Raw genomic sequence first — 14673 nt, forward strand, 5'->3', positions numbered from 1 at the left:
CCGTTTCGCCCGCATCGTCCGTCCCGTCCGTTCCGACCAGAGAAATCCATGAACGACCTGTCACGCCCCACCGAAGCCGTTCCCGCATCGCGCCTCGCCGCGTTCGTCGAGCGCTGCGCCGACACGATCATCCGGCAGCGCCGGCTGCTGATGCTGCTGTGCGTCGCGGTGACGCTCGCGCTCGGCTTGTCCGCGACGCGCCTGAAGCTCGATCCGGGCTTCAACAAGATGATCCCGATGCAGCACCCGTACATGCAGGTGTTCGAGCGCTACGCGGGCGCGTTCCCCGGCGCGAACACGATCCTCGTCAGCCTGCGCTGGAAGGGCGACGGCGACATCTACAACCAGACGTTCATGGACGCGCTGCGCCACGCGACCGACGACGTGTTCTTCATCCCCGGCGTGAACCGCTCGCGCGTGTTCTCGCTGTTCACGCCGAACGTCCACTACACGGAAGTGACCGAAGCCGGCTTTCGCGGCGACGTGGTCGTGCCCGGCCAGTTCTCGAGTGCGAACCCGGACGATCTCGCGAAGGTGCGCCGCAACGTCGCGCGCTCCGGGCAGATCGGCCGGCTGGTCGGCAACGACCTGAAGTCGGCGCTGATCCGCGCGGAACTGCGCGAGACCGATCCGGCCACCGGCAAGCGGCTCGACTACAGCGCGGTCGCGCGCCAGCTCGAGGAAATCCGTGCGCGTTACGCGAAGCAGGGCATCGACGTCAACATCATCGGCTTCGCGAAGCTGGTGGGCGACGTCGAGGCCGGGATCGCAGGCGTGATGGCGTTCTTCGCGCTGGCGTTCCTCGTGACGGCCGCGCTGCTGTTCGCCTATACGCGCTCGCTGAAGACCACCGTGCTCGCGCTCGTCGTCGCGCTGCTGCCGGTCGTCTGGCTGCTCGGCGCGCTGCCGCTGCTCGGCCTCGGCATCGATCCGATGTCGATCCTCGTGCCGTTCCTGATCTTCTCGATTGGCGTGTCGCATGCGGTGCAGATGACCAACGCGTGGAAGCAGGCGCTGGTGCGCGGCGCGTCGTCGGTCGAAGCCGCGCGCGACGCGTTCCGCAAGCTGTTCGTGCCGGGCACGGTCGCGCTGCTGACCAACGCGCTCGGCTTCATGGTGATCATGCGGATCCGGATCGACATCGTGCGCGAGCTCGGCATCACCGCGTGCCTCGGCGTGCTGCTCATGATCGTCACCAACAAGGTGTTCCTGCCGATCCTGCTGTCGTACACGCGCCTCGAGCGCGGCACGCTCGCGCGCGCCCAGCGCACGGCCGCCGCGGGCGGCAGCGGGAAGTGGTCGCGCTTCGCGGTGTTCGCGCGGCCGGCGCCGGCGCTCGGCGTGTTCGCCGTGGCGCTCGCGCTGCTCGCATACGGCACGCTCGAGTCGCGCAAGCTGGAGATCGGCGACATCGGCACCGGTGCCCCGGAGCTGCGCGCGAACTCGCGCTACAACATCGACAACGCAGCCATCACGCACCAGTACAACATCGGTGTCGACGTGCTGTCGGTGATCGTCGAGACGACCGGTTTCGACGACGCGTGCCTGCACTACCCGGTGATGAGCGCGATCGAGAAGTTCGAGATGAACATGCGCGGTGTGGCCGGCGTGCAGTCGGTCACGAGCGTGTCGTCGCAGGGCAAGGTGTTCATCGCCGCGTTCAACGAAGGCAACCCGCGCTGGGCCGCGCTGCCGCGCTCCAGCGACGGGCTCACGCAGGGCGCCAATGCGTTCGATCCCGACAACGGGATGAACACAGCGAACTGCAAGGCGATCCAGGTGCTGATCTACACGCAGAACCACGAAGGCACGACCATCGCGCACATCGTCGACGAGATCAAGCGCTTCGCGGCCGAGAACCCCACGCCGAACGTCGCGTTCCGGCTCGCGGGCGGCAACGTCGGCGTGATGGCGGCGACCAACGAGGCGGTCGGCGACGCGGAGATCGCGATGCTGCTGTCGATCTTCGGCGCGATCGCGCTGCTGTGCGCGGTCACGTTCCGCTCGTGGCGCGCGGTGCTGTGCATCATCGTGCCGCTCACGCTGGTGTCGATCCTGTGCAACGCGGTGATGGCGCGGCTCGGCATCGGGCTGAAGGTCGCGACGCTGCCTGTGATCACGCTCGGCGTCGGGGTCGGCGTCGACTACGGGATCTACCTGTACGAACGCATGCAGCACGACCTCCGCCACGGCGCGACGCTGCCGGACGCATTCGCCGACGCGATGCGCCAGCGCGGCACCGCGGCGCTGTTCACGGCCGTCACGATGTTCATCGGCGTCGGCACCTGGGCGTTCTCCGCGCTGAAATTCCAGGTCGACATGGGCGTGCTGCTCGCGTTCATGTTCCTCGTGAACCTGTTCGGCGCGGTGTTCCTGCTGCCCGCGCTGGCCGCATGGCTCGGCGTCGAGCGCGCCGAGCGCCGCGTGTCGCACGAGCCGCAGCCGGCATCGCCGCAGGCCGCGCCGACACCCGCGCTCAAGCCGACACGCACGCTCGAACCCGGCAATCCGGTGCGCTGAGCGACGCAACCCCCGTTACCCGGTGCGCGGCGGGCCGCCGCGCGTCCCACCAAGAGGAGTCAACTCACATGTCCGCACGCCCTTACAAGATCGAAGCCCAGCCGCTCGCGCAGCGCTATGCGCGCGGCTGGCACTGCCTCGGGCTTGCCCGCGACTACAAGGACGGCAAGCCGCATACGCTGAACGTCTTCGGCCGCAAGCTCGCCGCGTTCGCCGATTCGACCGGCAAGATCAACGTCGTCGACGCGTATTGCCCGCACATGGGCGCCGACCTGAGCCTCGGCAAGGTCGAAGGCGATAACCTCGTGTGCCCGTTCCACGGCTGGGCGTGGAACGGCGAAGGGCAGTGCGCGTCGATCCCGTACTGCAAGCGGATTCCGCCGAAGGCGCGCATCGGCGCGTGGCCGACCTGCGAGGAAAACAACCTGCTGTTCGTGTGGAACGACCCGGAAGGCAACGCGCCGCCGCCGGAAGTCGCGATTCCGCGCCTCGACGTGTGCTTCTCCGACGAATGGTCGGACTGGGTCGTCGACAAGATGGTGATCCAGGCGAATTGCCGCGAGCTGGTCGACAACATCTCGGACGTCGCGCACTTCGCGACCGTGCACCGCGCGCCGATCGACTATTTCGCGAACCTGTTCGAGGATCACAAGGCGACGCAGCTGATGGTCGGCCGCAGCGAGAAGCTCGGCGGCGACAGCCTGACGGCGTTGTCGACGTATTTCGGGCCGGCCGTGCACATCACGCAGATGACGGGGCAAAGCGGCGGGCAGCCGATCCACTCGGTGTTGCTGAACTGCCACGTGCCGATCGACATGAACAGCTTCGAGCTGCGCTACGGCGTGATCGTGAAGAAGGTGGCCGGCCTGAGCGACGCGCAGAACATGGAGATCGCGAACGCATACGTGAAGGAAGCGCAGCGCGCGTTCTACGAGGACGTCGACATCTGGCACAGCAAGACGCGCATCGACAACCCGCTGCTGTGCGAAGGCGACGGGCCGCTGTACCAGATGCGCGACTGGTATTCGCAGTTCTACCTGGACGCGGCCGACGTGCGGCCGTCGAGCGTCGCGCGCAAGACGTTCGAGATGACGATCCGCGACGGCGCGACGCCGCCGGCGCTGCATCACGTGTTCGAACCGCGGTGACGGGCGGTAACGGGGTGAACGGGGGCGAACGGGGGCGAACGGGGCGAAAATAGGGGCTGCATCGTTTCGCCTCCAGATCGCCGCGCACCCCCGCCAGGCAAGGCGCGCGCGCTGCCGCGCGCCTCCATCGCATCGAAAGAGCTTGACGGATCGGTCTGCACCGCGTAGTGTCCGAGACCGAAGTCTTCAAGAAGTTCGATTGCTCATCATTGGCCGCACGCGGTGCGGCAGTCGTTGGTCTCTCCCTCTTTTGATTCTTTCTGTGCCTGTCACGGGCGCATGTTCATCGTTCGTATCAATCGTATTAAGGAAGTATTTGTGGATACCGGTACCGTCAAGTGGTTCAACGAAACCAAGGGCTTTGGTTTCATCTCCCCGGACAACGGCGGCGACGATCTGTTCGCCCATTTCTCGGAAATTCGCGGCACGGGCTTCAAGACCCTGGCCGAAGGCCAGAAGGTCAGCTTCGAAGTGAAGCGTGGCCCGAAGGGTCTGCAAGCGTCGAACATCACGCCGCAGTAAGCCGCGTCGGCACCGGCCGTCGAATGGCGGCCGCTGCCGGACGAATTTCGCGCGGATGCCGGCCCGAGCCGGCGTCCTGCGCGTTTCGACGCACACGACCGATGCATCGCGGAATTCACGATGCATCGGTCGTGTGCTTCTCTCATCCATCGCAGGTCCGTACGACGTGCGATCCAACGCCCTCGCGAAGCGCTCGCCGCGTCGCCAGCGGCCCATGCTGCAACCCGAGTAGACCGTCGCCATGCCGCACACGGCGCGGTCCCGACTTTGCGCGGTGCCGATTGCACCGCCGCCACCGACCGCCCGACCGCCGCATTGCGCCGGGCTCCGATTGCAAGACGGGCGCGTCGTCCGTCTGAACGAATTGATCCCCGGCATCCCGCCGGCCGCCGTCCCGTTGAGGGGCACGGCGCCGGTGAGCTCGCCGCGGCCGCGGTCATTACCTTGTCTGGAGGAATTGGTTTGGCAAAAGAAGAACTGCTGGAACTGGACGGAATCGTCGACGAAGTGCTGCCGGACAGCAAATACCGTGTCACGCTGGAAAACGGCGTCGTGGTCGGCGCGTATGCGTCGGGCCGCATGCGCAAGAACCACATCCGCATTCTCGCGGGCGATCGCGTGACGCTGGAACTGTCGATGTACGACCTGACCAAGGGCCGCATCAACTTCCGCCACAAGGACGCGAATTCGACGCGTCCGCAGCGCCCCGGGCAACCGCGTCGCTAAAGCAGTAGCGATCGGCCAGCGCAACGCCGCACCGATCGAAACCCGTCCGGCCCGTTCATGTGGCCGGGCACACCGGATGGGCGGCGCGGCTCGCGCCGTTCGGCGGTCGCCAGCGGCGGGGCAGTGCTGCGGCGGCCGAGGCCGCATTCTCTCCGGTCGAATCGCCCGATTCGGCTCGCTTTTCCCGCACGCGTCGATTCGCCGCGCATCGCTTTCCCCACCCACGCCGGTCGTCGGCTGAATGCCCGTGTCTTGCCGCGCGCCGTGCCCGGCTTTACGCGCAGGCCGGCGTAGCCGTACACTCGTCGGCAATTCGCGGCACGCGCACGCTGCAGCGCCTTTCCTTTCATTTGCTTTCAGTGCCGCCGCGATCGTGCCAGCAGGACTTTCGTCGCGCGACGCCAGGAGGCGCCATGAGTGCAGACGCAGCCCCCGCAGATCCTTCAGTTCCCGCAGTTTCGTCGGTTCAGGACCGCATCCGGCACGTGTTCGTGCTGATGCTCGAGAACCGCTCGTTCGACCATCTGTTCGCGCTGTCGGGCTATCCCGACATCGTTGCCGCATCACCGGGTAACAGCAACACGTACGGCGATGCGGTCTACCCGTTTGGCGGCGGCGCACCCGACCGGATGCCGACCGATCCGTGTCACGAATTCACCGACGTGCTCGAACAGCTTTGCGGCACGGGCGTGCCGTTCGTCAAAGGGCGACCTTATCCGAGCATCAACAATTCGGGATTCGTGTCGAACTACGCGACGTCGCATTCCGAAGGCACGCCGCCGCAGCCAGCCGATGCGGGCAAGATCATGCAGGGCGTCAATATCGCGACGCTGGCGCCGTCGCTGTACGCGCTGGCGAACGCATTCGTGCTGTGCGACGCGTGGCACGCGTCGATGCCGGGGCCGACCTGGCCGAACCGCTTCTTCCTGCACGGCGCGTCGTCGGCCGGCCTCGACCATTCGCCGACCAGGGAGGAAATGGCCGGATGGGACGCGTTCGACGGCTTCCCCTATCCGAAAGGTTCGATCTTCGCCGCGCTCGGCGACGACAACTGGCGCATCTACCAGGACCAGTCGGGCGACCCGCTCGGCCACGTGCCGCAGGTGGCATCGCTGAAGGGCGTGAGCTTCTTCGACATCGACGACCTTGCGCATTTCGAGGCCGATCTCGCGGCCGGCTATACGGCGCGCTATACGTTCATCGAGCCCGGCTACGGCGACATCGTGCACGGCACCTACCGGAACGGCAGTTCGCAGCACCCGATGGATGGCCTGGCCGGTGGCGACCAGCTCGCCGCGCGCGTGTACGACGCGATCCGCAATTCGCCGGTGTGGGAGAGCAGCTTGTTCGTGATCTGCTACGACGAGCATGGCGGCTTCTACGATTCGGTCAGGCCGGGCGCCGCGCCGCCGCCGAACGATGGCGCGGCGGCGACGTTGAACGCGAGCGGCTTCGGGTTCGACGTGTATGGCGTGCGGGTGCCGGCGATCGTGATTTCGCCGTGGGTCGCGGCCGGGCAGGTCGACCATACGCCGTACGACCATGCGTCGGTCGCCGCGACGCTCGAGCGGCTGTTCGGCCTCGCGCCGCTGACGGACCGCGACCGTCTCGCGAACGACCTGCTGGCGCTCGTCACCACGACCTGCCGCACCGACTGCCCGCAAAGGATCGGATCATGAGTACGACACCGGCCCCCGACCCGCGCGATGCGCTGCCCGTGCGCGACGGCACGAGCCTGGTCGCGTATCTGCACATCCTGAAGAAAGCGCACGCGGCGCTGGTCGGGCATGACAAGGCCCATCGGCGCTTCAGCGAGATCGTCACGCGCGGGCAGGCGCGGCAGTACATCGAGGAGCTGATGCCGTCGCTGCTGCAGGCGCGCGAGGCGCATCGGCGGCGCAGGCATGGCGGAAAGCACCGCTGACGCGGTGCGTGGTTGACGCCGCCGGCTCGTGACGCCGGGCGACTGGAGAGCGGCGAACGCGCTACGCGCCGCGCATGAGTAGTGAGCAACGCTGCATCACGCCGACTGCCGCGCGCGCCGCACGCTGACCGCTGCCCCGGCCGCTCCCGCCAGCTGCACCGCCGCGCCGGCGAACATCGCCGCGCGCAAGCCCGCCGTGCCGCCGTGCGCGGCCGCGAACAACGTGCCGAGCACCGCAATCCCGAGCGTCGCGCCGGTCATCCGCGCGACGTTGACGAGCGCGCTCGCAGTGCCCGAGCGCGTGGCATCCACCGAGCCGACGGCAACGGTCATCAGAGGCCCCGTCGCGATCCCCATGCCGAGCCCCGTCAACGCGAGCCCGATCTCGGCGCCGAGCAGGCCCGACGACGCGGCGGAGGCGCCGATCGCCGCGAGCCCGCTCGCGATCACGGCGACGCCACCCGCCGTCGTCAGGCGCGTGCCGACGCGTTCGGACAACGGCCCCGAGCAAGGCGACACGGCGACGAACACGAGCGCCATCGGCAGCAGCGCGAGGCCCGCACCGGTTGAATCGAGACGGCCGATGCTCTGCCATGTGAGCGGCAGCAGGAACAGCACGCCGTACATCCCGAACGTCATGCCGGTGGTCGCGGCGATCGCGCCGCGAAACGCGCCGCGCCGGAAGATGTCGAGTGGCACCAGCGCGGCCTCGCCGTGGCGCCGTTCGATCGCGACGAAGGCGACGAACGACGCGATGGCGATACCGCCCGCGATCACACCGGCGACTGGCGCCTCGCGGAACACGATCGCCGCATACGCGAGCGTGCCGAGCGCGAGCGCGCCCGAGATTTGCGCACCGCCGTCGACATGCCGGCCGCGCGGATCGGACGACTCGGGCACGGCGGGTATCGCGAGCAGCATTGCCACGATGCTCAGCGGCACGACCACGAAGAAAATGCTGCGCCATCCGAAGTGCCGGATCAGCACGCCGCCGAGGGTCGGGCCGATCGCCATCGCGACGCCGTTGCACGCGGCCCAGATGCCGAGCGCGCGGCCGCGCTCGACCGGGTCGCGCCATACGACGCGCACGATCGCGAGCGACGCAGGCAGCAGCAGTGCCGCGCCGACACCGGCCAGTGCGCGTGCGCCGATCAGTACCGACACCGACGGCGCGAGCGCGCACAGCAGCGATGCGACGGTAAACACGACCGTGCCGGCCATGAAGATGCGGCGCCGGCCGTAGAGGTCGGCGAACAGCCCCCCGGTCAGCAACAGCACCGCGTACGTGAGGTTGTAGCTGTCGACGACCCATTGCAGCGCGCCGACGCCCGCATGGAAATACGCGCCGATCGCGCGCGTCGCGAGATTGACGACGGCCGTGTCGACTTGCGCCACGAGCACGGCCAGGCAGAGGGTCAGAAGCGTGATGCTGCGTCTTCCGGCGATTGCGATGGCGGCCGGGGCGCGATGTCCTGAATTGGGCAAGATGGGTCGCTCCGTGAAGAATGTTCAATCGATCCTGCGCCGCGCCGGCTGACAGCGTGGTGTCAGCAGGCGCGCCTTCGGGGTGCCACGATCGGGACGATGCAGTCGATGTGGCGATCATGCGATCGGAACGACTCCGCACCGATACGACGGCGCTACCACCCGTCATGCCGCATGCTCGACATCCGCACCCGTCGACCGCGGATACGCACGGCACTGGCCGTTCGACGAGAGTCTGGCCCGGCCCCGATTTCCGGCCCCGTTTCCCGGCCGCATTCCTTTCATCGGTCCTCGCCGGTCAGCGCATCCTCCGTGCCGGCGCGCTCGCCACGTTGGCGCGGTAACGGGGCGCATCAACGAGAACGGGGCGCATCGCGCCCCGTTCCGCAGATTCGCCGGCGTATCGGGCGATGGCAGCCCGATATCGTCGATCACGCAAGTTGCGCCACCGCCTCCCGCGCCCGCACCATCGTCAGCGCCGCGTCCTCGATCATGTCCTCCTGCCCGCCGACGAGCCGCTGGCGGCCCAGTTCGACGAGGATGTCGCGCGCCGGAATCCCGTATTTCGCTTCCGCACGCTTCGCGAACAGCAGGAACGACGAGTAGACGCCCGCATAGCCGAGCGTCAGCGCATCGCGGTCGAGGCGGATCGGTGCGTCCATGATCGGCACGACGAGATCCTCGGCCACGTCGGAAATCGCGAACACGTCGACACCCGTCTCGATCCCCATCCGGTCGCACACCGCGACGAACACTTCCATCGGCGTGTTGCCCGCGCCGGCGCCGAGGCCAGCTGCGGCCGCATCGATCCGGTTTGCGCCCGCGGCAACGGCCGCGACCGAGTTCGCGACGCCCATCGCGAGGTTGTGATGGCCGTGGAAGCCGAGTTCCGTGTCCGGCTTCAGCGCATCGCGCACCTGGCCGATCCGCGCGGTCACGTCGTCGGGCAGCATGTGGCCGGCCGAATCGGTGATGTAGATGCAGTTCGCGCCATACGACTCCATCAGCTTCGCCTGCACGACGAGCTGCTCCGGCGACGACATGTGCGCCATCATCAGAAAGCCGACCGTATCGAGCCCGAGTGTGCGCGCGAGGCCGATGTGCTGCTCCGACACGTCCGCCTCGGTGCAGTGCGTCGCGACGCGGATCGTGCCGACGCCGAGTTCGTGCGCCATGCGCAGATGCTCGACGGTGCCGATGCCGGGCAGCAGCAACGCCGATATCTTCGCCTGCTTCAACTCCGGAATGACGGCGCTCAGGTATGCCTCGTCGGTATGCGCGGGGAAACCGTAATTGACCGACGCGCCGCCGAGCCCGTCGCCGTGCGTGACCTCGATCAGCGGCACGCCTGCCGCATCGAGCCCGCGCGCGATGTTGCGCATCTGGTCGAGCGTGATCTGGTGGCGCTTCGGGTGCATCCCGTCGCGCAGCGACATGTCGTGGACGGTGATCTTCTTGCCTGCAAGTGACATCGTGTGACTCCTCGACTCAAGCGGTGGCGGCCGCAGCGGCCAGCATCTGTTCGGCGAAACGCTCGGCCGTGGCGGCCGCGGCGGCGGTCATGATGTCGAGGTTGCCCGCGTATTTCGGCAGGTAGTCGCCGAGCCCCTCGACTTCCATGAAGACCGACACGCGATTGCCGTCGAACACCGGGCCGTTCTTCAGCGTGTAGCCGGGCACGTAGCGCTGCACTTCCTTGACCATCGCATGCACGGAGGCTGTGATCGCGTCGACGTCGGGCGGGCCGTCGGTCAGGCAGTGGATCGTGTCGCGCATGATCAGCGGCGGCTCGGCCGGATTGATCACGATGATCGCCTTGCCCTTGCGCGCGCCGCCGACCTGTTCGATCGCGCCGGACGTGGTGCGCGTGAATTCGTCGATGTTCTTGCGCGTGCCGGGGCCGACCGAGCGCGACGAGACCGTGGCGACGATCTCGCCGTACGCGACCGGCTGCACGCGCGACACCGCGTACACCATCGGAATCGTCGCCTGGCCGCCGCAGGTCACCATGTTCACGTTCATCTGCGCGCTGTCGAGGTGCGCGTCGAGGTTCACCGGCGGCACGCAATACGGCCCGATCGCGGCGGGCGTCAGGTCGATCATCTTCACGCCGAGCGCGGTGAGCTTGTCGGAGTTGTCGCGGTGCACGTAGGCGGAGGTCGCGTCGAACGCGATGCGGATGTCGTCGGCGGCGACGTGCGGCAGCAGCCCGTCGACGCCCTGGTCGGTGGTCTTCAGGCCGAATTCGCGGGCGCGCGCGAGGCCGTCGGATGCCGGGTCGACGCCGACCATCCACACGGGTTCGAGCACGGTCGAGCGGCGCAGCTTGTACAGCAGGTCGGTGCCGATGTTGCCGGGCCCGATCAGTGCGCATTTGATTTTCTTCATCAGGTTCGTTCCTTTAGATAAAGCGGACGTCGCAACTGCCGATGCCGGAAATGTGCATCGACAGCGCGTCGCCGGCTGTGACCGGAATCAGTTTCGCGAGCGAGCCGGACAGCACGATCTCGCCGGCAAGCAGCGGCACGTCGTATTCGGCGAGGGTGTTCGCGAGCCACGCGACGGCGTCGGCGGGATGGCCGAGCGCCGCGTCGCCGCGGCCTTGCGCGACGCGCTCGCCGTTCTTCTCGATCGTCATTTCGCACGCGGCGAGGTCGAGCGTGCGTGGGTCGACGCGTGCTTCGCCGAGCACGTACACGCCGCACGACGCGTTGTCGGCGACGGTGTCCTCGATGCGGATCGCCCAGTCGCGGATGCGCGAATCGACGATCTCGAAGCACGGTGCGACGGCGGCGGTCGCGGCGATCACGTCGGTGCGGTCGATGCCGGGGCCGCGCAGGTCACGCGCGAGGATGAACGCGATCTCGCCTTCGGCGCGCGGCGCGATCAGCGATTCGGTGGCAATCGCCTCGCCGGCCGCGTAGTGCATGCCGGACAGCAGGATGCCGAAATCGGGCTGGCGCACGTTCAGCATGTCCTGCACGGCCTGGCTCGTCACGCCGATCTTCTTGCCGACCACCGCTTCGCCGCGCTCGACGCGGCGTTCGATGAAGCGCTGCTGGATGCGGTAGGCGTCGTCGAGCGACAGCCGGCGCGGGCGGCTCGACAGCGGCGCGACCGGTGCGCGTGCGTGCCACGCGGCGTACAGCTCGTCGCCGAGCGTCGTATGCAGGCGGGAAGACATGAAAGGGCCCTCGAATCTCGAATGGAAAAAGGCCGCCGTCGCGGGCGGCGTCGGGCGCCGGAGCGGGGCTCCGGCGCGTGGGTCGCGGGCGTGCCGCGTCAGCAGGTTGCTTAGTTACCCGAACTGCGGATCGCGTCCGGCGAGAAATACGCCTCGTTGAACTGCGGGCTGTTGTCGAGCTTCGGCATCGGGCCTTCGTTCGTCAGGCGGTCGGCCATGTACGCGCCGGAGATCAGGTCGTGGTAGAACACGACGCCCGGGTAGAACACCTTCGCGTCATACGCATACAGCGTCGTCGCGACGTTGGTGCGCCACAGCTGGCCGCGCGCGTCGTAGTTGTCGGCGAGCAGCGTCATCCACGAGTCCTCGTCGATGTACAGCACGCGCTTCGCATACTGGTGACGGTAATTGCTCTTCAGCGTCGCCTGCAGCACCCACACGCGATGCAGCTCGTAGCGGATGTAGGCCGGATTCTCGTGGCCCTTGGTCAGCAGGTCTGCATACTTCACCGAGGTGTCCATCGCCTTGTAGTTGTCGTACGGCACGTAGATCTCGCGCTTGCCGACGATCTTCCAGTCGTAGCGGTCGCCGGGGCCGTTGTACAGGCGGTCGTCGTCGACGGTGCGGAAGCCGCCCGGGCCCTGCGGCTGGTCATAGCCGTATTCGGGCGCCTGGCGCACGCGGCGCGTGCCGGGGTTGTACATCCACGTGCGCGACGAGTTGTCGGCGCCGGCCTTGTCCCAGTTCGTGAAGCCGACGATCAGCGAGCCGCGGTCGGACAACGGCAGCTCCGTCGCATTGCGGTAGTACGTGCGGTTGTTCAGGTCGCTCTTCACGTCGAACTTGCCGGAGTTGCGCGGCGAGTAGATGTCGTAGCGCACCTTGCCCCACGCGATGTTGCCGTCCGAGTACACGACCGCCTGGTCGTAGGTCGCTTGCTCGGCGCCGATCGCCGACGAGAAGCGCTGGTTCCACAGCAGCTCGGCGGCCGTCTTCGGGATCGGGTAGGGCACCGTCGGTGGCGCGTTCGTGAGGCCGTTTGCGTCGGATGTCATCGTCGAATCCGGCGCGTACGTGCGGATGTCCTTGTAGACGGAATCCGCGTAGCGGAAGTCGCGATGGCTCGGGTACACGTTGATCTTGAACGTGGCCGGGTAGCGCTTGAACATCGCCTTCTGGCCGTCGGTCAGGTGCTCCGCGTACTGCGCCATGTTCTCTGCGGTGATCGTCGCGACCGGCTTCTCGCTCGAGAACGGATCGGGGTAGCGGCTGCCGCGCTTGTACTGCACGTCGGGCGGCGTGCCGAGCCACTTGCCCGACCACTCCGGCACGCTGCTGTCCTTGCTCGCGGCGCGCACCGCGCCCATCGGCGTGAGTGGGCCGTCGAGCGCCTTCAGGTCGTCCGGCGTGACCTTCGGGAACGACGCCGTCGCGACGAGCGCGCACGCGGCCATCACCGACGCGCGCAGGAGGGGGAGACGAGTTCGTTTCATGACAAATCCTCTTCTTGCTGAGTGACGAGCGGCCGGGCCGCTCAGAAGTGGTAGGTCGCCGTGGCCAGCACGTAGTCCCGATCGGCAAGCGGACGCGTGACGGGGTTCGGCGAACCGAGGAACTTCGCGTAGACGAGCGCCAGCGACAGATTGCTCAGGCGCGTGAACGTGACGCCGGCGGTCACGCGGTGGTCGCCCTGGCCCGTCAGCGAGCCGAGCGCGCCGGCCAGCGGCGAGGTACCCGCCAGGTCATGCGTGTACGTGAGCGGCACGTCGAGATCCCAGCCGTTGAACACGTTCTTGTAGCTGAGCGTCCAGGCCAGCTCGAGGGCGAGCGCGTTGCGCGAGTTCGCGAGGGTCGTCGAGCCGTCGACGGCCGAGATGCCGCCGGCGTGTACGTACGTGATTTCACCGACCAGCGACTGCGAATTCGCGAGGAAGCTCGGCCCGATCGAGTAGATGCCGGACAGGTTGAGCTGCGTGACGTTCGCGCGCGTCGCCTGCGCGCCGGTCGGCGTGTTGACGAGCACGGCCGCGCCCTGGCGGTATGACGCTTCGCCCGCGACGTTGACCGGACCGACCTGCGTCGAGAAGCTCGCGCCGGTCAGCTTGATGTTGTTGAAATAGGTCTGCCGGTACTGAAGCACGGGATAGAACGACGTGACGACGCTCGGGTTCATGTCGTTGTAATGCAGGTGATACACGCCAAGCTCGGTATCGCCGAACACGCGCAAGCGTGCGCCGATACCCCACTGGTTGCGGGCGCTCGGTTTTTCGTCGGCCCCGCGCGGAATGATCAGCCCGCCCGGGCCGATGATGAACTGCGCGCCCGGGCCGACCACGTCCGAATAGCTCCAGTAGGTGCCGGGCGCGGTCAGGCGGTTCTGCTGGAACGAGAACTGGTAGTAGCCGAGCAGGCTGAAGTTCGGCGTGATCTGCCACTGCGTCGAGATCTGCGGCACGGGCAGCAGGATGTCCTTCACCTGAGCGCCGGCGACATAGGACTTGGTGGCGTCGGCCGGGCCTTGCGCGCCTGCGATGTTCGGGAAGAACAGGCTTTCGCCCCAGGCGACCACCTGGTCGCCGACCTTGACGTTCAGGCTCGTCGTGCCGATCTTGAAGGTGTTGTACGCGTAGGCGGCGAGCAGTGTCGTGTGGCCGCCCGACCAGTAGCGGGCATCGCTCGTGAAGTTGTTGTACTGGCCCGACTGGTTCACGGTACCAGGAGCGTCGTTGTAGTTCGGGCGGTGATAGGCCTGATCGTAGAACGTACTCGCGCGGACGAACACACCCCAGTCGTCGTGCTTCAGGTTCACTTCGCCGAGCAGGCTGACCTGATTCTCGATCAGCTTGTTCTTCGCGAAGTTGCGATCGCCGTCGTCGCCATTGATGTTCGCGGGCGTCAGCAGATTGCCGCTCGGCGCACGCGTGCGCATGCCGAGGCCGTAACTCAGCGTGAACGTGTAGTCCAGCGTCGTGTCGGCGCCAAGGTCGATCGTGCTGCCTGCGTGCGCGTTGGGAACGGCGCACGTGAGCAGCGCGGCGGCCAGCGTCGACAGCGTGGCGGTGGCCCGCTTGTCGGTACGGCGCGAAATCCGTTGATGCATGGTGTCTCCTCTGGGGTATCGACGACGGTCGACTGTGGTTGTCGTGAGAGGCAGAGTAGGGAGA

The 14673-nt window shown here is 67.4% G+C and carries 12 protein-coding genes; 6 read left to right on the top strand and 6 right to left on the bottom strand.

Going from position 1 to position 14673, the window contains the following annotated elements; genetic code table 11:
• The first annotated feature begins 48 nt into the window (after positions 1-48).
• The 6 genes from BTE28158_RS11200 to BTE28158_RS11225 all read left to right on the top strand — a co-directional run bounded on the left by BTE28158_RS11200 (position 49) and on the right by BTE28158_RS11225 (position 6840).
• Complete coding sequence (locus BTE28158_RS11200) at positions 49-2520, top strand: efflux RND transporter permease subunit (protein WP_174919864.1); 2472 nt, start codon at positions 49-51, stop codon at positions 2518-2520.
• 68 nt (positions 2521-2588) lie between these two features.
• Positions 2589-3668, top strand: a complete 1080-nt coding sequence (locus BTE28158_RS11205) for a 3-ketosteroid-9-alpha-monooxygenase, oxygenase component (RefSeq protein WP_151049473.1) — start codon at positions 2589-2591, stop codon at positions 3666-3668.
• Between the two features lie 318 nt (positions 3669-3986).
• On the top strand, positions 3987-4190 hold the full coding sequence (locus BTE28158_RS11210) for a cold-shock protein (RefSeq protein WP_006483056.1): 204 nt from the start codon (positions 3987-3989) through the stop codon (positions 4188-4190).
• A 462-nt stretch (positions 4191-4652) separates the two neighbouring features.
• The gene (gene infA, locus BTE28158_RS11215; protein ID WP_059600526.1) at positions 4653-4916 is read left to right on the top strand and encodes a translation initiation factor IF-1; all 264 of its coding nucleotides are present in this window, start codon (positions 4653-4655) and stop codon (positions 4914-4916) included.
• Between the two features lie 413 nt (positions 4917-5329).
• A complete protein-coding gene (locus BTE28158_RS11220) occupies positions 5330-6595 on the top strand; it encodes an alkaline phosphatase family protein (protein WP_151049471.1) in 1266 nt (421 codons plus the stop codon).
• The gene (locus BTE28158_RS11225; protein WP_151049469.1) at positions 6592-6840 is read left to right on the top strand and encodes a hypothetical protein; all 249 of its coding nucleotides are present in this window, start codon (positions 6592-6594) and stop codon (positions 6838-6840) included. Before BTE28158_RS11220 ends, BTE28158_RS11225 begins: the two co-directional genes overlap by 4 nt.
• Positions 6841-6936: 96 nt before the next feature.
• On the opposite strand, the gene BTE28158_RS11230 is transcribed toward BTE28158_RS11225, so the two are convergent.
• From BTE28158_RS11230 to BTE28158_RS11255, 6 genes are all read right to left on the bottom strand, one after another.
• On the bottom strand, positions 6937-8325 hold the full coding sequence (locus BTE28158_RS11230; RefSeq protein WP_151049467.1) for an MFS transporter: 1389 nt from the start codon (positions 8323-8325) through the stop codon (positions 6937-6939).
• Positions 8326-8756: 431 nt separating this feature from the next.
• Positions 8757-9797: a 4-hydroxy-2-oxovalerate aldolase gene (gene dmpG, locus BTE28158_RS11235; protein WP_151049465.1), complete on the bottom strand. Its 1041-nt coding sequence runs from the start codon at positions 9795-9797 to the stop codon at positions 8757-8759.
• Between the two features lie 16 nt (positions 9798-9813).
• Positions 9814-10713: an acetaldehyde dehydrogenase (acetylating) gene (locus BTE28158_RS11240; protein WP_151049463.1), complete on the bottom strand. Its 900-nt coding sequence runs from the start codon at positions 10711-10713 to the stop codon at positions 9814-9816.
• 13 nt (positions 10714-10726) lie between these two features.
• A complete protein-coding gene (gene dmpE, locus BTE28158_RS11245; RefSeq protein WP_124903970.1) occupies positions 10727-11509 on the bottom strand; it encodes a 2-oxopent-4-enoate hydratase in 783 nt (260 codons plus the stop codon).
• Positions 11510-11619: 110 nt separating this feature from the next.
• Positions 11620-13002 (bottom strand): DUF1329 domain-containing protein, encoded by a 1383-nt coding sequence (locus BTE28158_RS11250; protein ID WP_151049461.1) that lies wholly within the window; start codon positions 13000-13002, stop codon positions 11620-11622.
• A 41-nt stretch (positions 13003-13043) separates the two neighbouring features.
• Complete coding sequence (locus tag BTE28158_RS11255) at positions 13044-14609, bottom strand: DUF1302 domain-containing protein (RefSeq protein WP_151049459.1); 1566 nt, start codon at positions 14607-14609, stop codon at positions 13044-13046.
• Positions 14610-14673 lie beyond the last annotated feature (64 nt).

Origin of the sequence: Burkholderia diffusa, assembly GCF_902499115.1 — a bacterium.
Taxonomy (GTDB): Bacteria; Pseudomonadota; Gammaproteobacteria; order Burkholderiales; family Burkholderiaceae; genus Burkholderia; species Burkholderia diffusa.